17 protein-coding genes are annotated in these 20315 nt (G+C 35.7%); all 17 read right to left on the reverse strand.

What is annotated here, in order from left to right; genetic code table 11:
• Window positions 1-3: 3 nt before the first annotated feature.
• The 17 genes from PRU_RS07885 to PRU_RS07970 all read right to left on the reverse strand — a co-directional run bounded on the left by PRU_RS07885 (window position 4) and on the right by PRU_RS07970 (window position 19953).
• Window positions 4-1110, reverse strand: coding sequence for a glycosyltransferase family 4 protein (locus PRU_RS07885; RefSeq protein WP_013063856.1), 1107 nt, complete (start codon window positions 1108-1110; stop codon window positions 4-6).
• Window positions 1107-2168, reverse strand: a complete 1062-nt coding sequence (locus tag PRU_RS07890; RefSeq protein ID WP_013063399.1) for a glycosyltransferase — start codon at window positions 2166-2168, stop codon at window positions 1107-1109. Before PRU_RS07890 ends, PRU_RS07885 begins: the two co-directional genes overlap by 4 nt.
• Window positions 2165-4018 carry an HAD-IIIC family phosphatase gene (locus PRU_RS07895; RefSeq protein ID WP_013065093.1) on the reverse strand — a complete coding sequence of 618 codons (1854 nt, stop codon included), beginning with the start codon at window positions 4016-4018 and terminating at the stop codon, window positions 2165-2167. Before PRU_RS07895 ends, PRU_RS07890 begins: the two co-directional genes overlap by 4 nt.
• A gap of 23 nt (window positions 4019-4041) precedes the next feature.
• Window positions 4042-5172 (reverse strand): UDP-galactopyranose mutase, encoded by a 1131-nt coding sequence (gene glf / locus PRU_RS07900; RefSeq protein WP_013064827.1) that lies wholly within the window; start codon window positions 5170-5172, stop codon window positions 4042-4044.
• 10 nt (window positions 5173-5182) lie between these two features.
• Window positions 5183-5722, reverse strand: a complete 540-nt coding sequence (locus tag PRU_RS15685; RefSeq protein WP_013065689.1) for a serine O-acetyltransferase — start codon at window positions 5720-5722, stop codon at window positions 5183-5185.
• Window positions 5722-6840, reverse strand: a complete 1119-nt coding sequence (locus PRU_RS07910; protein WP_013063577.1) for a hypothetical protein — start codon at window positions 6838-6840, stop codon at window positions 5722-5724. Before PRU_RS07910 ends, PRU_RS15685 begins: the two co-directional genes overlap by 1 nt.
• A gap of 1 nt (window position 6841) precedes the next feature.
• Window positions 6842-7882 carry a glycosyltransferase family 4 protein gene (locus PRU_RS07915; RefSeq protein WP_013065419.1) on the reverse strand — a complete coding sequence of 347 codons (1041 nt, stop codon included), beginning with the start codon at window positions 7880-7882 and terminating at the stop codon, window positions 6842-6844.
• Between the two features lie 7 nt (window positions 7883-7889).
• Window positions 7890-8804, reverse strand: a complete 915-nt coding sequence (locus tag PRU_RS07920) for a glucosamine inositolphosphorylceramide transferase family protein (protein WP_041385950.1) — start codon at window positions 8802-8804, stop codon at window positions 7890-7892.
• Between the two features lie 11 nt (window positions 8805-8815).
• Window positions 8816-9949: an ATP-grasp domain-containing protein gene (locus PRU_RS07925; RefSeq protein WP_013065712.1), complete on the reverse strand. Its 1134-nt coding sequence runs from the start codon at window positions 9947-9949 to the stop codon at window positions 8816-8818.
• Window positions 9950-9956: 7 nt separating this feature from the next.
• Complete coding sequence (locus PRU_RS07930) at window positions 9957-11189, reverse strand: hypothetical protein (RefSeq protein ID WP_143040042.1); 1233 nt, start codon at window positions 11187-11189, stop codon at window positions 9957-9959.
• 413 nt (window positions 11190-11602) lie between these two features.
• Complete coding sequence (locus PRU_RS07940; RefSeq protein WP_049769114.1) at window positions 11603-12289, reverse strand: acyltransferase family protein; 687 nt, start codon at window positions 12287-12289, stop codon at window positions 11603-11605.
• Window positions 12290-12305: 16 nt separating this feature from the next.
• Complete coding sequence (locus tag PRU_RS07945; RefSeq protein ID WP_013064816.1) at window positions 12306-13313, reverse strand: glycosyltransferase family 2 protein; 1008 nt, start codon at window positions 13311-13313, stop codon at window positions 12306-12308.
• 48 nt (window positions 13314-13361) lie between these two features.
• Window positions 13362-14198, reverse strand: a complete 837-nt coding sequence (locus PRU_RS07950; protein ID WP_013063191.1) for a 4Fe-4S cluster-binding domain-containing protein — start codon at window positions 14196-14198, stop codon at window positions 13362-13364.
• Window positions 14185-16179 carry a pyruvate formate lyase family protein gene (locus tag PRU_RS07955; RefSeq protein ID WP_013063575.1) on the reverse strand — a complete coding sequence of 665 codons (1995 nt, stop codon included), beginning with the start codon at window positions 16177-16179 and terminating at the stop codon, window positions 14185-14187. Before PRU_RS07955 ends, PRU_RS07950 begins: the two co-directional genes overlap by 14 nt.
• A gap of 1 nt (window position 16180) precedes the next feature.
• Window positions 16181-17629 (reverse strand): flippase, encoded by a 1449-nt coding sequence (locus tag PRU_RS07960; protein ID WP_013064039.1) that lies wholly within the window; start codon window positions 17627-17629, stop codon window positions 16181-16183.
• A 60-nt stretch (window positions 17630-17689) separates the two neighbouring features.
• Window positions 17690-18976, reverse strand: a complete 1287-nt coding sequence (locus PRU_RS07965) for a protoporphyrinogen/coproporphyrinogen oxidase (protein WP_013065212.1) — start codon at window positions 18974-18976, stop codon at window positions 17690-17692.
• A complete protein-coding gene (locus tag PRU_RS07970) occupies window positions 18973-19953 on the reverse strand; it encodes a hypothetical protein (protein ID WP_041385953.1) in 981 nt (326 codons plus the stop codon). Before PRU_RS07970 ends, PRU_RS07965 begins: the two co-directional genes overlap by 4 nt.
• Window positions 19954-20315 lie beyond the last annotated feature (362 nt).

Consider the following 20315-nt stretch of genomic DNA (forward strand, 5'->3'; position numbering starts at 1 on the left):
TTGTTATTTAATTCCGATAGAATGCAGATAGTCCACATACTCTAATGCAACTTTATCCCATGTAAGATTGTCAAAAATACGCTGTTTTAGTTTCATACCAATCTCTTTGTATTTTCGAGGATCACTTTCAACTAATTTCATCGTTTTAAAGAGTGAGAATTCATCATTGACATTACTCCATAGGCCTAAAGAAGTCGTCAAAGCCTCCTTATTTGCAGGAATCTCACTGCACAAACAAGGTTTACCATACGACATGGCTTCTAAAAGAGCTATCGGGAAACCTTCTGACTTTGAAACCAAACAATAGGCCATACAATTTGTTAGAAGTGCAGCCTTGTCGATGCCATATACCGGCCCTATGAAGATTATTCGCTTATCTTTGCCTGCTATTTCTTTTAAATATGCACCATAACTATTTTCCGAATTTCCTGCAATCACTAACTGAATATTTGAATCTTGTTCATGCAGCAAAAAAGCTCTAATTAAAATATCTAAGTTTTTCACAGGATCAATTCTTCCTATAGATAGATAGTATTGGCCTTTTATAATATTCAATCTACGCATCAAATCTGTTGGCTCAACCTGCAAAGGTAACTCCACACCACAATTAATTACCTTCGCATCCTTCCACATTCTTTTTTTTATCAAATATCTATTTTGCTCACTTACAGTAATTATAGGAGAGAAAATCAATGAAGAAGCTTTATAAAGTAAATCTATTATCAATCTTGATATTTTTCCATGTTTGGGATTATCTTGCGCAAAAGAGTGTTGTGTATGCAATACCTTAATTCCCAATATTTTGGGGATCCATTCATAAAAGAAAGGTAAATATATCGACTGATAGTTAACCACATCATAATCCTTAAAATCTTTCAATATTTTTAAAGACGCTTTAATATTGTGTGATAATATCGCAAATTGATTTTCGTGCACTTTAATTTTAGAAATTCTAATATCATCCAATTCGTATTCTTCGGAGTTATTCCCACGACACAATATACTACATTCATGACCTTTGATTTTAAGCTGTTTAGCCAAATTAAACACGTAGTTTTCAATACCCCCAGAAGAAGGGACCTCAACACCTCCTACTAAAATTATTTTCATCTTTCTTCTATCAAATCAATATATCTTTTTTCAAACAATTCTATAGAATACTGGTTTCTTAGGATTTGATTACCATTAGCTCCCATCTTATTTCTCAGAGAAATATCTCCTATAAGTGTATTTAAAGATACTGCCATTCCTTCTACATCCCCAATAGGGTGTAGGAAACCACTTTCACCATTTCTAACTAAGATATCGTTGTCCCCTACTTTAGTTGCAACAACAGGGAGACTCCAATTCATAGCCTCCATAATTGAGTTACTTGTGCCTTCAAAAAGACTAGTTGAAAGGTAGATATCAGAAGTTCCCACTATTTCCTGGACATTGTTTGGCCGAATATGAAGTTTGACAAAATCTGAAACCCCACATTCATCTATCCACCTCTTAATATTTTCTTCTTCTACTCCATATCCAATTGCGTCAAAAACAAAATCTTTTCTTTTTTTTGACAGGATCTCAATGGATTTAATTGCCGTATAATAATCTTTCTGAGGAACATATCTTGCAATTGTTACAATATGTTTTACCTGCTGGTCGTTCCTTATTATCGGTTCCTTTATATCTGGAAAGCAATTAGGAATAACAATGTTTTTAGATTTATTAAACCCTCTTCCTCCTATCTCATTAGCCCCGGAATAACAATTAAAAATAGAACCTGTAGCTAAAAAATTGTGAACAATCCTTTCTGCGATTAACTTATAATATGATATGTACGCATTTCTTATTCCTCCATATATGAAAGGTACTCCTGCTATTTTACCCGCTATACACCCGATTACATCACAGTTTGTCATGTAATTAAAAAGAACATCTGTCTTATTCTGCTTTAAAAGTTTTGATAGGGTAAATATGTTCTGAATTGACGTACCCTTTAACGGATGGAGTACTACACCAGAATTATTAAGAAGTAGCAAATTTTCTGGGGATGGTTCCAACATTCCCAGATTTAAATAAAGATCAACATGATAATGCTTGTCTAACAATATCGCAAGGAGTGTTGCTTGCTTTTCTGCTCCTCCTGGTTTTATTGTTGGTATAAAGATTCCGATATTTTTCATCTTACTTTTCTTAACAGGAAATAGCCCTCCCTAAGGAGCTTATAGAGCCATGAGTCGCGACTCATTTTCTGACCGAGAGTAGCTGCAATTTTCTCATAATAGAGATACATTTTGCTCATTTCTTTTACCTTGGCACCCGTCACCTGTTCGATATATTCATTAGCTTTATGGGATGCCTCATAATATATATTACGTTGATAGTGATTAATATTATCTATAAAGTCATCCTGACTCTTAAGATAGTCATTAAAGTCAATCAACATTAACCTTTTATGATTTTTGGCATATTGTCGTAGCAAGGTATTTATTTCTTTATAGTACACGTGTCTATTCTCATATGAGAGATCTTTGTTTGCTTCATAAGGCATTTCACTCCCTAACAGCAAACAAACTTTTGCTTCTGGCTGGATTCTGTCAAGCAGAATATCCAATTGATTACAGAATTCCACTGGTGACAACCTGCCAATAAACTCATATTTTCTCTTAAAGTCAGTCAACCATTCTCTTGTAAATTTGTTACCAGCCGTAAAAATAGTACCTTCTATATATCCCGGCCAATTCTTTTCTTCTGTCAGTGGATATGCAAATTCACCCCAAGCTATTTTTTGGCCCGTCCTCTTGTTTCGGTATATACCCAAGTTTGGCTCTATTTGGGTACTCAAAAATATCAATGCTGTATTCTTGTCATACATTGAGGTATCAAACATTTCCTCATCATTAAATACACAGTCATCCAACATCTCTTTTTTGGCTGCATCTGATAGAAATGGTAGTGACAGGTAGTTTACCGAGTGATTCTGATGTTCAATACTATTTCCTCTTTTCAAACCGACATATGTAAATTCCTCAACAATGTTATCCGCCTTTAAGAAAGTTGCCATGATTCTTAAGTCACATGCGCCCTTGAACACAATCTTTATATGCGATTTCTCATCATCATTCGTAACGAGGGTCGTGTCCTGATTAATCCAAGCAGGAGCATCAACGTTCTCTACCGTATTCACAACATCTCCCACAACAGTTAACTTGGGCCATCCTAAAGTGGAGTAAACATACTGCTCGACGCCCTGGCCTATAGTTCTACAAGAAAACAAGAAATGAATACATTTATTTTCCTTAAGAGCAAAAAAACCAACCACACCATAATCACCAAAATTATCTCTTACGGTGACATAACCAGAATCAATGGTTTTATCATTTAGCAGTGCTATCAATTCTTCTTTTGTTGACCTCACCTTGGTGAAGTTCAACTGATTTGTTCTATTAACCAACTCTGAAATACGTTCTATCTGGTTAAGACAATCTCTTTTGATGTCTACTTTCGTATTTGTACTCCATAGAAAGTCGAGGTTATTTGATGCATTAGCTTTTGCCTCCTGCTTTTTTTCCAAAACTTTATAATTCTTAAGGCGTTTATGTTTTATATCTGTTGCCGAATTTTCATCACAGAACTTTATTAATTCCGCAATAGCCTCTGGACCTGCAATCATCAGTTCCTTAGAATAAAACTTTGACTCATTGAGATTCACCTCATTATCATCCAAGAACAGGCAATTTACCGGTCTTAGCCCCATGTCCTTAATCTGTTTCTCTATACGCTGTCCTTTGGGTGTCCAATCAATCGATTTAAACACGAAATAATCATTAATTCCAAACTCTTTAAGTTTTTCAACCGTCGGTTCAAAATCGTTCTTCGAGCAAATAGTATTCACTATACCACGGTCTGTTAAATCTTTAATCAATTGAATATTTTCTGATATACCTTCCACAGGTCCCTCACTTAATGTTCCATGCCAGAAAGTATCATCTAAATCCCAAATGACAAGCTTAATTTGTGAACAATCAATCATTGAATTTCAGTGCATTTAAATATTTATTCAATTACTAACCCCATGACTTTCTCAATAATTGGCGCCATGTCGTAGTACTTGTATTCCGCCAAGCGACCACCGAACAACACACCGTCTTCATTCTCAGCCAAGGCACGGTACTTTTCTGCTAAAAGGTTGTTTTTATTATCATTAACAGGATAATACTGGTCCATTTCCTCTTTATACTCAGTAGAATACTCTTCGCTTACAACCGTCTTTGGGCAATCATAAACTGCCTGACCAAACATTTCAAAATGCTTGTGCTCAATGACACGGGTATAGGGCTGTTCATGAGAGGTATAGTTCACAACAGCATTACCCTGATAATTGGGGGTATCTTCTACGCGGGTTTTGAAACTGACGGTACGCCAATCAAGCTTGCCATAGCAGAAATCAAAATACTCATCAATAGGGCCAGTATAAACCAGCTGCTTGGCATATTTACACCAGTCATGATATTCGCTCTTGAAGAAGTCTGTATTGGTCTTACACTCTACACCTTCCAGCAAGCCCTCGATGAGTTTATTATAGCCTCCAATGGGGATTCCTTGATAGGCATCATTAAAGTAGTTGTTATCAAAGACAAGGCGTACAGGCAGGCGTTTAATGATGAATGCCGGCAAGTCTCTGCACTTGCGGCCCCATTGCTTCTCAGTATACTCTTTGATTAATTTTTCAAAGATGTCTTTCCCAACTAAACAGAGACCTTGTTCTTCAAGATTTCGGGGCTCAGATACACCTTCTGCCTTCATTTTAGTCACAGCCTCGGCTTTCTGTTCTTCAATCTTTGCCACAGCCTGCTCAGGTGTGGTTACACCCCACATCTGATAGAAAGTGTTCATGTTGAACGGTAAATTGTAGAGCTTGCCATGGTAATTAGCTACTGGGCTGTTGGTGTACCGGTTGAAAGGCACAATGCTGTTCACGAAGTCCCAGACCTCTTTGTTGTTGGTATGGAAGATGTGTGCACCATACTTATGAACGTTTATGCCTTCCACATTTTCGCAATAGACGTTTCCACCCAGATGGGGGCGTTTGTCTATTACAAGACATTTCTTTCCTTGGCGAGTGGCCTGACAGGCGTAAGTCGCGCCAAATAGGCCAGAGCCTACAATCAAATAATCATATTCCATTTTTATTCTTTTAATATCCTTTATATTGTTTGTCGCCATCATAAGAAATAACCCGTGCAGGATTACCTATTGCAACAGCGTTTGTTGGCAAATCTTTAGTAACTACACAACCGGCTCCAACACAAGCATTATCTCCAATAGTAATGCCACCTATAATAGTGGAATTAGCTCCAATCAATACATTGTTTCCGATTTTGGGAGACCCTTTAGAGTTTCGCCCTATCGTTACACCCTGAAAGATTGTACAGTTCCCACCTATAACAGATTCGTGATTTAATACAATACACCCATGGTGCGGGAATCTAATACCCGGCCCTATCTGCATATCTTTTTCTATCTGAATCCCTGTTAAAATATTAACATAATGACTGATGACACTGCATAGGAACCCAAACGGGGCGGGGTAATTTTCATGAGCTAATCTATACCAAAATGATACCATAAAAGATGGATTCCAAAATATGGCAATAAGCATCCTAATATACCGTATTATACCTTTAGCTTTAACATGTCTACTAAAGTCAGCATCTATCAACGTCCAAACTTTCATTATTTCTCTAATTGAAACACAATATGCTTTGCAAAGTCCATTCTACCCTCTTTGGTAAAGAAGTGCTTATAATAATCCTGTGCTTGCTTTGCTATCTTTTGATATTCTTCTGAAGCAGATTTCAGTAAGACTTCCTTAAAATCAGAAAAATCCCATTTAAGAGGTACATAAGTAACCCATGGTTGATAAGCATCGGGGTAAGTAATGCAATGCTCCATAGATTGCTTTATCATACAACCACCATATACGAATGCCTCAAAATCACGTCCACATATTTCACCCCAACCAAAAGGAGATAATATTGATTTTGCACTATGCCCTTCTTTTATATATTCTTCCTTTGGGATCTTTTTAGTCACATCAGGATAAGATATACCTTCCATCTCCTGTATTAATTTCCTACTTTCAGATCTCGGGTATCCTGCCAAGGGTGAGTAACCACTACCTCGATATTGTACATCAAGAGGCTTTTCTGATTCCGGATCTACAAATACTGGCTTTGTGACACTATGTGGATGCATCACCATTTGCAAGGGCTTAGCATACAAATCCCCAATTCCTACATTCCAAGCCACACGTAGTTTTGAAAGATATTTTTCTTCAGTATGGGGGTAATATCTTGCTGTGATAGTCTCGTCCTCTACCCCCAGCAGCTGATGATAATATTCGCAAAAAGTGCGTGTACCATATACGTCACGGCAATATTCTTTGGTATTGACCAATAATTGTTTTTTAAAATACAAATCCACATATGGCATTACATCAAACATACATGTGCCAGTGCTATCTGCAGTATCTAGCCAAATAAGCATATTGCAATGCTCTTTGATTTTCTTAAGAATCTCTAAACGTTCCTCTTGCGGCAACTGGCATAGTTCCGACGTACTGTGATGGAATGCCATCATAACAATATCTCGTTGCTTCTTTGTCGCTCCAGTGTAAGATGCCCTTTCTAACTTCTTCTGAAAATTTCCTTTAAAAACAGGGAGATAGTCTATTAGACTTTGATATTCTATTTTATAGCCCAATTGTTTGAACTCTTTCCGAGAAGCAAACAAGGGCTTAAGCCATCTATATATGTAATGATGGCGTTCATATACAATTGTAATTGTTCTCATACTAATAATTTTGATAAATATTCAATAATTGGGATGCCATTTTTTCTATAGAGAAACTATCTCTAACATATTTTTTTGCTTTGTGAGATAACGCAATTGCTTCTTGATAATTATCTGTTATCTTTTTTATTTCATCTGCTAATGAGTGAGGCTCTTCCGATTTAAAGAGACTGCAAACTGCTCCATTCTCAGACACCTCCTTATGCCCGTCAACGTTGGATAGCACTACTGGTACTCCAGCCCCCATTGCTTCAATGGCAGCAATACCCAGCCCTTCATGTCGTGATGAATATACCGCAATATCAAAATCACATAAATGATTGCATATATAGTTATTATCTACATCCCCAGCAACTTTAACATAGGACTCAAGGCCTTTTTCTTTAACCATATTCCTCAACCGTCCAATATCTGGTCCATTACCCCAAAACTCCAATCGCAGATTACATCCGTCTTTTATAAGCATTTCTAATGCCTGGAGGGTTATATCCTGTCCTTTCACTTCCATCAACAGACGTCCCACCTGCACCATTCTAACTGGTTTGTCTTTGTATATAGTTTTCTCTTTAACTGCATAAAAGTCTATGCCATTATAACATATAGTGCAATAATCGTTGTTTATATGCGCTTTATAAACATCATAAACGCACTGCGATATTGCCAAATATTGGTTCACAGACTTGTCGTAACCGTAAATATCCACATTGTTGTGTATATGGACGAAGCGTTTCTCTTTTCTCCCTAAGGATTTAAAATAGGGTGTGGTATAGGGAGAATGAAGATGTAAAATATCTGGCGAGAACTTGTGATACATCCAATTTATTTTAAAAAAATAAAATGGATTGTGATTACCTACTGGTTTTTGGACATAAAGAACACTAACTCTGCTATCTAATGCCTTTATCATAGCTTCTGAATAAGAGTTGGTTGTTATCATCAGCCCAACTTCTAAGCCTTGATTAACCTGCTGTCGAGTAAGGTTGACCAAGAGGTTCTCTATACCGCCATTGTTAAAAGTGCCTATTACGTGAAGTACCTTCATTATCCTACTATTTTAATACTGGAAGTTTTTTAAGGCCAAGGGTTACTACCATTTTAAAGAGAAAGACTATTATCTGAGCAATCCTTCTATGCCTATAACCCTTCACATCGATTACCGCCATTTTACAATACTGATTGTAGGTATGAGTTCCCACGTCATATATCGGATGTGGCGTACAGAAACGATATATTTCTTTAAAACAAAATTCGCCATTATTATAGGTTACTTCTTGAAATGACATACTGTGACCATAAACATGATTACTTTCTTGGGCAGGTCGAATAAGCTTACCTTTATAAGTGAACATCATTCCAGCATTGCGGGCAATATTCTCGGGGAACAATACCCGCTGAGTTTCTGTGTAAGGGCCCATTAAAGAAGAACCTCTCCATATCGTTAACTCAGAGCCATTAGGACGTGGATCATACGTAGATAAAAGCCAATAATTGTTGCCGTCCTGATATAGTGTTGCATCTGTCAATTTTTGGTCTGACAATTGGCCTACTTTCTCAAGGGTCTCATTAATTCTATCATAGCGATAGATATTCCAACCACCAGAAGCATAATTCTCTGGACATACATAAATTTCATTATTCTCGCGCCAGATCATCGGGAACGAGAGATGAGTTGGCAAATCTAGGAGTATTAAACAATCTGTAACCTTCCAATCCGCTCGATCAATTGTTATCTTGGCGATTCTTCCTCTATGTACTTTATAGTCAAATTCCTCTACCAATAAATTGATATGATTTGAGTCATAGTCAAGTATAAAAGGATCTGCGAACCATTTTTTACCGGTAAACTTGCCATTACTTACCCAATGAATTTGGTTACTCTTTAAGTCTTCAAATCCATTCAAGCATATTCCAAGAAGCCAAGCAGACTCCTTCATCTCTTTTATTTTCTCACTAAATAAAGACATATTGACAACAATTATTTATGGAAGATAAACTTTTTTAAAAAATCACCAAGTAATAGCCAGAAAGGTTTAGGATCTTTTTTATCATACTCCATGTACCTATCAGTTCTGCAAATATCCTTTATCCATGTGAATATATTTAATTGACCATGTCGTATTAAGCTCACATCCGCAAACTCAGGCATAACATAAACTGGCCTTACCTGCCTGAAAGACTCAATGTCTATTGTAGATTTTAAATGTGACATATACCATATATAAGGGAGATTAACACCTGCAGCAGTAACACATATTGCATTGCCATCATTCCTAAAATTGATTTCCATAAAATAATCGTTCCCGTCTTTCCCCCTCAAAAATTCCATACTAAACAGTCCTGAGTAACCTGCTTTCCGCAAGAACTTTTTACATTTTTCAACTATTGGTTCATACCTTGTATCCAAATTCTCAAAATGAAGGAAACCCGTATTTGTAGTAGCTGCCGGTCTAATCACGTGTGATATACCAGGAATTAAGACTTTGGAACCAGAATCTAGAGATAAACCTATTAATTGGTATTCGAAATCTTTATCAATCAACTGCTGCACTTGCACTGAAGTAGCATGTCTTGATTTATAATTATTCCAATCATCGATAGTATATATTCGTTCAATATCTGATTTTAGGCCATTTTTGCTCATTAAAGGTTTAATTATCCATGGCAATGGGATAGAAATATCATCATCACATTTGGATATATCAGTTGCTATAGAAAGTGGCACACGAAATCCAACATCTGATGCAAATTTACTCATAACCTCTTTATCCATCAATTCCGTAACTCTTCCTTGTCTTTTTGAACCTGGCAATGAATAACTTTGTGATAATTCATCATAATGCATGTCTAGTAAACTTGAAAGATTGTCAGCACATGCAATAATCACTGGTTTATCTCCATGTTTGCCAGCTTCCGCCCTTAGCACTTCTAGAACAATCGGTTCATTTTCAACTATCCAACATTGCTTTATATATCTACTCTTTGCCACATATGGGTTCTTATCCTTTGTCTCAATAATCACATATGAATTTACCCCTTTCTCTCCCAGACTGCGCATCACCCCCAATATATTGTGATGATTGCCGCCAACAACAAAAACCTGCTTACTCATATTTAATCTATATAGATAATTCTTTATTTTCGTAAATAGCCCTTGACATTAATGCCAAAAATAAAATCAGCTGATAAAAGAAAACGGGCATTTCAAAAAAAGCACCATCAAACGAAAAAAACACTAATGAAAAATATAATGGAGCAAGAACAAAAAGCACATCTTTTCTTTTTTTTGCTTCTCCTATCATAATTACAAATAGCATAGCATGAATAAATACGCCTATGAGACCATAACGTAGTACTATCGGCACCCAAGTGATATCCCCACTTTCTATCAGGCAACGGCCATAGTAGCGCTCATCATTTCTAGTACCAATGTAAAAACGAAATCTAGATAATGTTGATGGAGAATCTTCGTGCATAGTACCTACACCAGTTAAAAGATATCGAGGGTTCTCTGCTAAATACAACACTCTTTCCGTCAACATTGCTATTCTAAAGGAGAAAGTACCATTACCTTCGTCAACATTGCTAAGATTATTAATATTACTAAAAACCCCAATCAAATCTCCGGAGGTTGACACGCCTCCTTGTTCGCTTGTTTTTTTTCCAATAAATATTGTAGAAATAGGGATTAATAATATAAGTGAAAATAAAAGAATTAGTTTTCTCTTTTTGTTACCTAGTTTCACGATATAATACGCTAATCCTAGAATAATTGATAATATCCAACCTCGTGCGTATGTAAGAAAAACAATAAGCATCATCACAGTAAAAAGGAGAATCTTACTTCTTTCCTGAAGTGACCTTGCTTTCAAAGCATAAAAGATAAAAAAGAATGCAAATGTAGGGATGTTCATTTTCACATCAATCCCTAATATATCACTATTGCTCTCATTCGTCAACGCGTCAGCCAGCAAATTTATACCAAGATACTGCAAGAAGAACAAAAATGTTTGTATAATAGTTATAGCGAAAAGTATTCTTAAAAACTTCTCATAGTCTTTTAAAGGTATAGAGACAAACAGGAAGTATCCTACCATCATTAACGGGACCCTAACGACCTTAAGGCTATAGAGAAAAGAATCTGCGCCAGTAATAACTGTCAATACAAATTCTAATAATATAAAGGCTATATAAACATATACCCATTTCCAGATTCTGCCATTATTCCAATCTAATATTTTATTATTACGAAAAATAGCAATTGGCAACAAAGCAAAATTAAGGAACACACATATATCCTCACCTCTGAAGGTAATAACTTCAGACGTATCAAGAAGAAACAGCTTCGTCATCAATCCTAAATAGCAAATGAGAAACACAATGTATTTCCGGCTACAAAAGGAAAGAAAAGCAATCGCAACAAGAATAATATATAAAACCAACATCTGCTAAATAACGAAGATTTTTTTTAGGTATGGCGTCTTCATTATCAACCAACTCACGGATAGGATAAGTAACAATATTAAGGCCCACTGAGCTACTGGCTCAAAATATCCCAAGAACGGGAAATGACCGTACTTCATAACAGCTCCTATCACACGATCATGAAAAGCATACACAGGAATAAACAAAGGAGATATTTCGCTAATCAAAAATGATCTCCTAATTTGCAATTGTAAGATCGTCACAAAGATTGCAAAAACAGAAAAGACACATAAAGAAGAACCAAACATAAACTCTGCGCCATATTTACCTATGGATGGGGTCAGATACGAAAAGAATACCGTATAAAGTGCCCCCCCCCCAATAGTATAAATAGAATTGGACGACTTATAGTCTTCCACTTATAATCTGTTTTAAAAAAAGCTTTGATTTGCTCCGAATTCTGTCTTATGTATCCTCCTAAACAATAATAAAATAACCAATTCCAAAGTCGAAACGTTTGAATTACGTTAGACTCAAAATTGTCTTTCACATTTGCCACAAACGCAAAGGACATTAATAAGAAAAGAATAATCAAACATAGTTCTGTACCCCAGGGCTTCTTCATTATATTATTGAAAAAAGGAGTGGCTGCATAGCATATAATTATAGCACCAAAGAACCAAAAATGGCCAACAGGACCTTTTTGAAACAAACTTAAAAAGATATAATCCTTCACCAGAGAAACCGCATCTCCTCCATCTTTTAACCAATAAATTATAGCTACAAATACTATTATTCTAAAAATCCTTAATGTTTTTTTAAGGATATACTTAAAATCTATTGTTCTTCCTATCTGTAAGAATCCACTTGTGGTGAAGAACAAAGGGATTGCCCAACCACCTAAAGAATATAGATACCTTGAGAAGATATTGTCATAAGATTCTAAACCGAGCGTCGTATGTAATGATACGACACCAATCATAGCAAATATCTTAATCAGATCTAACGATAATACTCGTTCTTTCATTATATATCTATTCTGGTTATCGTCCTATTATCTTTGCAATTCTGATATTAAATTTTTTCCATATCAGTATAAATGGAATTTTCCGATATGTTGCTTTAACTAGTCTATTATAAAGCATGGGGACTTTGTTGACACAAGAGTCTAATAAGCTCAACTGCTGGGTATCATCTTGCGTCAACACTTTTTTATTCAAGAGAAGAACCCTATAATAACTTACAATAGGATTATAGATAATACGACACAAGGATTCCTTACGTTCTGATGAAAAATCTTTTTCTCTGAGAAGGTAATCATTCGTTGCTCTTAAAGCTACTTTATAATAATCATTATAATGAGCCAATGTACTCTCTACAGACACTGTTTGACCTTCTCTCCCTATATAATACTGATAAAGAGTGGCATCTATGTAGCAAAAAGATTTCGCTGTAGTTAAGGGATAATAACAATACTCAATATCTGTATAACTGATACCCTCTTGATGTTTTAGTCCAACATCGTGTAATAGGGATGTCTTAAATGTGATGGAATGCATTACAAGAAGACGCTCATTTGGAGTATTAATGAAACGAAAACTATCAAAATCCAATTGCCCTTTAGGCATATTAACCTCTGCGTAATCTTGAATAGTACCATTTACGTCAATTGCACGGTAATTGGTTAAAACAAAATCAAAGGTATCTTGACCAGAAATTAAAGCTTTTACTACTGTTTGCAATGCTTCTTGATCGAACCAGTCATCGGCATCTAGTATCCTGAAAAACATACCCGTTGCTTCTGCTAGTCCCTTATTTATACAAGAGCCATAATTCCCGTTTTTCTTGTCAATTGCCCTAAACACACTAGGAAACTTTTCCTGATAAGATTGAGCTATTTCAAGTGATCTATCTTTACTCCCATCATTTATTACAAGGATTTCGATTTGCTCAAATAGATATCTATCTTCTATTACCAACGAATCAAGACAACGCTGGAGATACTTTTCCATGTTGTAAGTTGGAATAACTATTGAAAGTATTTTACTCATATCTTTTGGAGTTTTATAAATAATCTAAAAAATAAAATGTATAACCCTTCAAATGGAAAGAATTTTGGATGCAATCCCAAAATCTTTCAAAAAATCAATAAAAGACTCAGCCTTCTCTTTACTTGAAGTAAAATCGCGGTTCGCTAATGATAATTTTCCATATTTTTTTGCACCCAAATTGTGGCATACAAGAATCTCAATTATGTTTATTTCCATAACACTAAGCCAATCCTTAACTTCATTTATATAGTCCATAACACTATCAACAAATACGAACCTAAAGAATATGCTCTTGCCGCCAATCATCATTAGATGTTTCTTTATCTCATTTTGATAGTTGCTATCACTTAAATACATCTCAGGTTGAATTTTTAGGTCTACTATATATGTATCAATAAAAGGATTTACTAATAATAAAGATTGATCTGGTGCAATTAATGATGTTTCTAATGCTATATGCAATCCTTTCTCTTTTAAAAGCTCGAGGACACTAACCAAATTTTCAGACTGGAATAACGGTTCTCCTCCAGAGAAGGTTATACCGCCATTAGATTCGATGTATAAAGATTGGTCTCTTAGCAAAATATGAAACAGTTCATCTGGAAGATAATCCCTTGATGTCTCCTCTGCAACTCCAAAAGGACAAGCTGTAATTGAGTTGCTCCCTTTATTTCTCTGACAGAGTTTACACAATTCAGAATGAACCCCTTTAGACAAAAGGCATTTACTATTATCAATAAACAATTCTTTTTCAAAAGAAATTGTTTCAGGATTACAACACCACGGGCAACGTAAATAACATCCCTTAAGAAAGACCGTTGTTCTCACTCCAGGACCGTCATATACACATCCCCTTTGGATATTGGTGACTCTAAGTTGCTTCATATACTTCAGCACGTCGTATTAGATTATCTTTAAACGACTCTGGCAAATCATTAAAATAAGCACTAAAGCCCCAAACCCTTACAATAAGATTAGGATATTTTTCAGGATGAGCTTTGGCATCAACCAATGTAGCTTTATCCATAACATTAAGCTGTAATTCAAAAATACCGTTTGAACATGCATTTTTTAATATCCTCGTAAGCTTTTCTGACTCTTTTATATAAGAAGAAGGTATTATAAAATCTACCACATTGCCATTTATGCAATTATCATTATAATGCAGCATTGACGAGAATTCTAATACCTCGGATATGTCTATTTTTGAAGTAAGAGGAGATATGTGAACAGCAAAGGGTTCTCCATTTAATCTCCCATCTAATGAAGCAAGAACATCTTTTGAACTTGAAATATAATTAGGAGAACTAAAACCGACTTTGACAGGTTGACCGTTGCTCGTCAATTTACTAATCACATCTCCTGTAAATGATATAAGATTATTTGTTAGTTCAACAACTTCTTCATCTGTTGATCCAAATTTCTTCCCTGAATTAATTACTAATGAATGGAGATCTTCCATTCCCTCAAAATTAGTCTCAATTGCCCTTTTGCAATCTGAGAGCTTAAACAATTGTTCATCATATACAAATTGTTTGATACTCAATAATGCGTTCACGGTATTGGGGAGACTTACCACTTGTGCGCCATGGAAAGAGTATTTTGCACCACCATCTGTGAAGTCCAGTTCTTTATCAATACAATCATCAAAAAACAATGTAAAAAGAGGAGAGCAATCAAAATCAATATCTTTTACGACACTTTCTAATTCTTTTGCATAAGCTGCTTTATACGAAATTAATAGACTATTAAAGTTTGTAAAGTCTTCTCCAGACAATATAATATCATTAAGAGGTTTTATGGCAATAGCGCTCTTAAAAGGATTATTCTGGTCAAATGACTTACCTATAATAAGCGGCTCCCAACAGGCAGATGTACCAACATTCCAGACATCACTCCTATCGTAACCAAACCTAGCCATCTTATCCATTACGAGCATTTCGTTCATAATAAGAGGTGAGCCTGTTCCTGTTAATATACACTTAACAGCCTTATTCCATATTTGCATTGATGTATCCTTATTAACCCGTAGAATTAATTTGGGGTCAGGAATCTTTAACTCTGCCATAATTTCTAAGAATAACGAAGTTAAAGGTGTATCCACATTTAATCCTTGCTCGTTAACACCTCCGAGTAATATATACTGCCCTGTATCACCAACAAATGACATGCTTTTCGCATGTGTATCTTTCCCTAAAACGAGGATAAATTCTCTTATCATCCTTTTTGCCTCGCTCTCGGTTATTATTCCATTTAGTATATCATTTTGATAATACTCGCATAAAATACTATCGAGACGACCCAATCCTATATGATAGTGATCCATTTGCCAAAATAAAGCATTATAAAACAACAACTTTTGCAATGCTTCATCTAATGAGGTCGGTTTGCCATATAGCATTTTTGGAAAATAATCTTTAAGGATGATTTCTCTCCTTCCATCACTCTTTGCTAATGATATAGATACTCTATTAGCAAGCTTTTCTATCTCGCTCAACACCTTAAGTTCTCTGTCTTTGAAAGCAATATTTGAGCATTTTTGAATGCGGCTTCTTAATTCATTTAAATCTGATTGAAGTACGCGGTCATAGTCTACTGTAATACTACAAATAACAGGGCGCTCATGCATTCTCAATATTAACGAATCCAGTGGATAAATATACTCAGTGCCTGTATGAATCTTGATTTTTGAATAAATAAGAGACAATTGTCTGACATAATCATCCAAATAGTTCAAGCTTTTATTATCAAGAACCAACTTTCCGTTTACAACAGCTCCAAACCTTGAAACAGAAGGATTTTTTTGATTTAGCTTGCCATACCCTCCGATCAACTTCATGAGCCATGAAAATGCACGATTACCCATATTATTTTGTTTTCATTCTAAATTTATCTGATACTGTTGAACAAATCCAAATGAATGAACCGTTTTTCAGTATATACTCCATAACACAAAATGTTAATACTCCTAATAAAACATAACTAATAACAAGAACCCATCCTTGTAGAAACTGCTTTAATAATATCATTAGAGGAATGAGGATTAAGGCTCCAATTAGTGCTTTAAGAATATCCTTCCAATTACTAATTCTTATAGGTGTATTTTTATAAACGAATAGCGTTGTAGCTACCAAGATAATTGTTTCTGCTGCGACTGACGCAATAGAGGCGCCAACACTACCATAGAATGGAATTAATAGGCAGTTTAAAAGGAAATTAGATATCGCTCCAATTATCACTGAATAAAGAAAAAACTTATCAAACCCCATACCTATAAGGATTTGAACTCCTGTAAGATTATTTAAACCTATCGCAATTATCAATAAACTTAATATCATTAATGGTAGAATCGATCCCCAGAACAACTCTCCAAAAAACAAAGGGACAAAAGAAGGGGAAACACATATAAGACCTATCGCGGCAGGGAAAGAAAGAAGAGAGACTACAGAGAACGACTTATCCATTAAAGAGTTAATCCCTGAATAATCTTTGTTTTGCATATAATATGACACCCTAGGAACAGCAACTATTGACAAACTGGTTACTGCCGTAAGTATCACTTTTGACATATTCATGGCATTTGTGTAAAAACCGACTTCTTCATATCCTTTTATAAATCCCAACATTAAAGTATCTAACACACCATATATCGATATGGCTATAGAAGAGGCGAACAAAGTAAGTAAAGGCCGCATATGGGGTTTAAGACCTTTAGTCGTTAAGCGTGGTCTTATCCCAGAGCGTCTCATTTTAATATAGTTCCAAATGTCGGTAAGGACAGCCGCAAGTACACTAATTAAAACATATATTATAAGATCCTCCTTGTTACGTACAAAAACAAAAAGGCTAATAACACTTGCTGTACGAATAACTAATGTACGAAATGTAATATATCCAAACTCTTCAAGACCTTGATAATACCAATTAATTTTAAATGGTGCGAGGTACACAAGAAAACCGGCGAGTAAGAAAATAAGAAAGTTCTCCGTAAGCTGGTTCACAAATAGAAGTGAAGCAATATAAGCGATAGTGACTCCAATTGTAGTAAAGGCCGCTATAGACATTATCTGCGAAACCAGCGTTGAAATTCCTTCTTTATCATCTCTTAGTTTAGAGACCTCGCGTACACCATAAGTGGGTATACCAAGCAATGCAACCAATGCAAAATACCCTGCATACGTATTGGCAAAATTGTATATACCTATACCATCTGGTTCCAAAACGCGTGAGACATATGGTGCCGTGATTAAAGGAAAAATCACGGATGAGATATTCAAAAGGACATTATATAAAAAATTCCTTTTAATTGATTTCATAGATTATACCAAGAAAACAGGGATTAATTACACAAAACTAATTATTATAGAAAATCCCTATTAAATATTAGAAACCATATCCATAGCTGCCCCCATTGCAACATCCATATTATAGTACTCCCAATCAGCAAAACGACCAGTGAAGTAGAAGCCATTAGGCGATAAAGCATCCTTCAGCGACTTGATCATACCACGGGTATTTGCGTCCTGAATCGGATAGGTATATTTGTTATACTGATGATCCAAATATTTTGGATTCAGGGGTATTCTGGAGAGGTTATCTAGGATGTCCTCCTTGCTTATTTCATCTGTAAACTCGATAGTTGCCGTAATGCGATCCTTAGCCACAGATAGGTAATTATTTGTCTCAGAGAAATTACCAGTACAAATAATACGATGACTCTCATGACGACGAGAAGGCTGATAAATCCAGGAATAAGGATTTTTGTCAATTTCGCAGAACACAGCTGTCGTGCCATGATACTCCAAATTAGCAACAGGTTTCTTGAAGGCTTCAATATCCAGGCCCCCAATCATATTGACCATGTCTTTGATATTGCCGCAGAACACGACTTTATCAAACTCTTCTCCACATACAATCCATTTCCCGTTTACAAGTTTTATTGATTGGATGTCAGAGTCGTAGCGAATATCAAGACCTTCAGCCAACTTATCTGCAATATATTGTGAACCATCTTTCTTTTCATACCAGAAAGTGGCATGTACAAAGGCTTTTTCTTCTACCTTATTGGCATTGTTATCTCGCATTTCCTGAGTGGTTGGCATTGGAAGTTTTCCCTCCATCCACGACATCGGAACTGTTGTCAAATCACGACGCCACACTTTCTCATTGTAGGGCTGGAAATAGAGGTTATAGAGAGTCTTACCGAAGCGCCAACGGAGGAAATCACCAAAGCTATCGTAATCCGTAAATGTGGCGTTCAAACCCTTCACCTTATCTATTTCCTCCAAGTCTTCATAGAAGGCTGTCTGTGTTGCCTCATCAAATAGGTACATATGATTCTCTATGGGGTAAGGGATATTGTCATGTTCCAGAGACGTGCCGTTTTTATCCATAAAGACACAAGAATTACGGTCAGCTTTACTGAACTCTTCTTCACGGGTAAACTTTGACCAAAACCAATCAAGAACATCTTGTCGTTTGGAGTTAAACACATGTCCTCCACAAGTGTGGAAGAGACTACCATTCACTCTACGGCACTTAATTAGGCCTCCAGGCTGGCTTTCTTTCTCAAAGACAGTAATGTCATACTTATCTCTAAGAAAATGAGCAGTGCTCATTCCAGAAATGCCAGCTCCAATTATCGCAATTCTATTATTATTCATAACTTGTCAATTATATTCTTTAAACTATTTGCTCTAACTGACGTATAATGCATAGAAAGATAATCCGAATATTTTTTCATGTCCACATCGGAATCTAGGGCTTTTTGAACAGCCATCTCAAATTGTTCATAAGTTTCTATATTTTCCGAGAAACTCTTTAAATCATAGTATTCCGTATCAGAATTCATGGAATATCTTGCAATAATATGGCAACCTGTAGCTACTAGTTCCAAGAAACGTGGAGTTACTTGGTGATAACCTTTAGTCCTACTCTCATCACCATCAATGCCCGGTGTGGAATAAAGCCCCATTTTACCCTTTCGCATTATTTCTATGTATTTCTCTCTTGTATCAATATTGCCTAGTATTTCCCCTCTAGAAGTAGCATATATCCAAGTTTTATCACTCATTGATTTCCGGTAAACAAAGTAAAAATCAGGGTGCTTTTCGTAATACATCTTTACAAAAGTCTCAAGCTTTGGATTCTGTCTTCCAACCATTACCAGGTCATATTTCTTTTCAATTTTTGAATCTGATGTTATCGAATACTTATCAGAAATACTCAATGGATGATGGACAATATTCAGCGGACATCCTTTGCTCTTTAGATAATCGTATGCTTCTTTACTTGAAATTAATACTATTGGGCAATGGTAATAATTATTATAAAAAGACAATAATTCTTTATCTGTGCGCAAATAGAAATCTATAATACATGGGATATAATTTTTCTTGTTATTAATGTTATTTACATAGGGGGTCATTTCTAGTGCAAAAACTTTTTTGCGAATGGAAATACTCGTAAGAAAAGCATTAAATGATTTGAAACGTTTATCTTCCAAATACTCCTGATACTTTTTCTTCGGTATAAAATCTACCTCTAGAACATCTTTATAAATATCCTCCCACTCATAAACAATATCGTAAGATGGGTACTTTTCAAATTCTCTTTTAGTATATACACCCTCTATCAACATAACATAATAATATATTTACTTCACTATAGGTAAATATGTAAAAATGACGTATACGCTCAAAAGGGTACCTTTGAGGCACCGAATCGGGCTTTCTTGCGTCCCGATGGTAGCAAGCGACAAGGTCGAGCGTACGCTAAATTTTGATTAAAATTTTAGATTTCTTTATCTTTTGATGCCAATCGTCTGTGGCAGAAGACTAGCATAGCTCACTTCTTACTTCTCGAGCCAAAACGATGTTGGTTATTCAGATTGTTACGAGAATCATAATCTGATAATTTTTGTTCCAGATTGCCTATGGTAGAAAGAGCTATGGGCTCTCAATGATATCGCCTTGTTCTTCCCCGAGTTTACGATAGAAGTTC

Source organism: Xylanibacter ruminicola 23 (assembly GCF_000025925.1).
Classification (GTDB): Bacteria; Bacteroidota; Bacteroidia; order Bacteroidales; family Bacteroidaceae; genus Prevotella; species Prevotella ruminicola.

What these genes read in the sequence shown, in the direction of transcription:
- PRU_RS07885 (WP_013063856.1), bottom strand. Translation starts at nt 1,110, where the DNA reads ATGAAAATAATTTTAGTAGGAGGTGTTGAGGTCCCTTCTTCTGGGGGT.
- PRU_RS07890 (WP_013063399.1), bottom strand. Translation starts at nt 2,168, where the DNA reads ATGAAAAATATCGGAATCTTTATACCAACAATAAAACCAGGAGGAGCA.
- PRU_RS07895 (WP_013065093.1), bottom strand. Translation starts at nt 4,018, where the DNA reads ATGATTGATTGTTCACAAATTAAGCTTGTCATTTGGGATTTAGATGAT.
- glf (WP_013064827.1), bottom strand. Translation starts at nt 5,172, where the DNA reads ATGGAATATGATTATTTGATTGTAGGCTCTGGCCTATTTGGCGCGACT.
- PRU_RS15685 (WP_013065689.1), bottom strand. Translation starts at nt 5,722, where the DNA reads ATGAAAGTTTGGACGTTGATAGATGCTGACTTTAGTAGACATGTTAAA.
- PRU_RS07910 (WP_013063577.1), bottom strand. Translation starts at nt 6,840, where the DNA reads ATGAGAACAATTACAATTGTATATGAACGCCATCATTACATATATAGA.
- PRU_RS07915 (WP_013065419.1), bottom strand. Translation starts at nt 7,882, where the DNA reads ATGAAGGTACTTCACGTAATAGGCACTTTTAACAATGGCGGTATAGAG.
- PRU_RS07920 (WP_041385950.1), bottom strand. Translation starts at nt 8,804, where the DNA reads ATGTCTTTATTTAGTGAGAAAATAAAAGAGATGAAGGAGTCTGCTTGG.
- PRU_RS07925 (WP_013065712.1), bottom strand. Translation starts at nt 9,949, where the DNA reads ATGAGTAAGCAGGTTTTTGTTGTTGGCGGCAATCATCACAATATATTG.
- PRU_RS07930 (WP_143040042.1), bottom strand. Translation starts at nt 11,189, where the DNA reads ATGACGAAGCTGTTTCTTCTTGATACGTCTGAAGTTATTACCTTCAGA.
- PRU_RS07940 (WP_049769114.1), bottom strand. Translation starts at nt 12,289, where the DNA reads ATGAAAGAACGAGTATTATCGTTAGATCTGATTAAGATATTTGCTATG.
- PRU_RS07945 (WP_013064816.1), bottom strand. Translation starts at nt 13,313, where the DNA reads ATGAGTAAAATACTTTCAATAGTTATTCCAACTTACAACATGGAAAAG.
- PRU_RS07950 (WP_013063191.1), bottom strand. Translation starts at nt 14,198, where the DNA reads ATGAAGCAACTTAGAGTCACCAATATCCAAAGGGGATGTGTATATGAC.
- PRU_RS07955 (WP_013063575.1), bottom strand. Translation starts at nt 16,179, where the DNA reads ATGGGTAATCGTGCATTTTCATGGCTCATGAAGTTGATCGGAGGGTAT.
- PRU_RS07960 (WP_013064039.1), bottom strand. Translation starts at nt 17,629, where the DNA reads ATGAAATCAATTAAAAGGAATTTTTTATATAATGTCCTTTTGAATATC.
- PRU_RS07965 (WP_013065212.1), bottom strand. Translation starts at nt 18,976, where the DNA reads ATGAATAATAATAGAATTGCGATAATTGGAGCTGGCATTTCTGGAATG.
- PRU_RS07970 (WP_041385953.1), bottom strand. Translation starts at nt 19,953, where the DNA reads ATGTTGATAGAGGGTGTATATACTAAAAGAGAATTTGAAAAGTACCCA.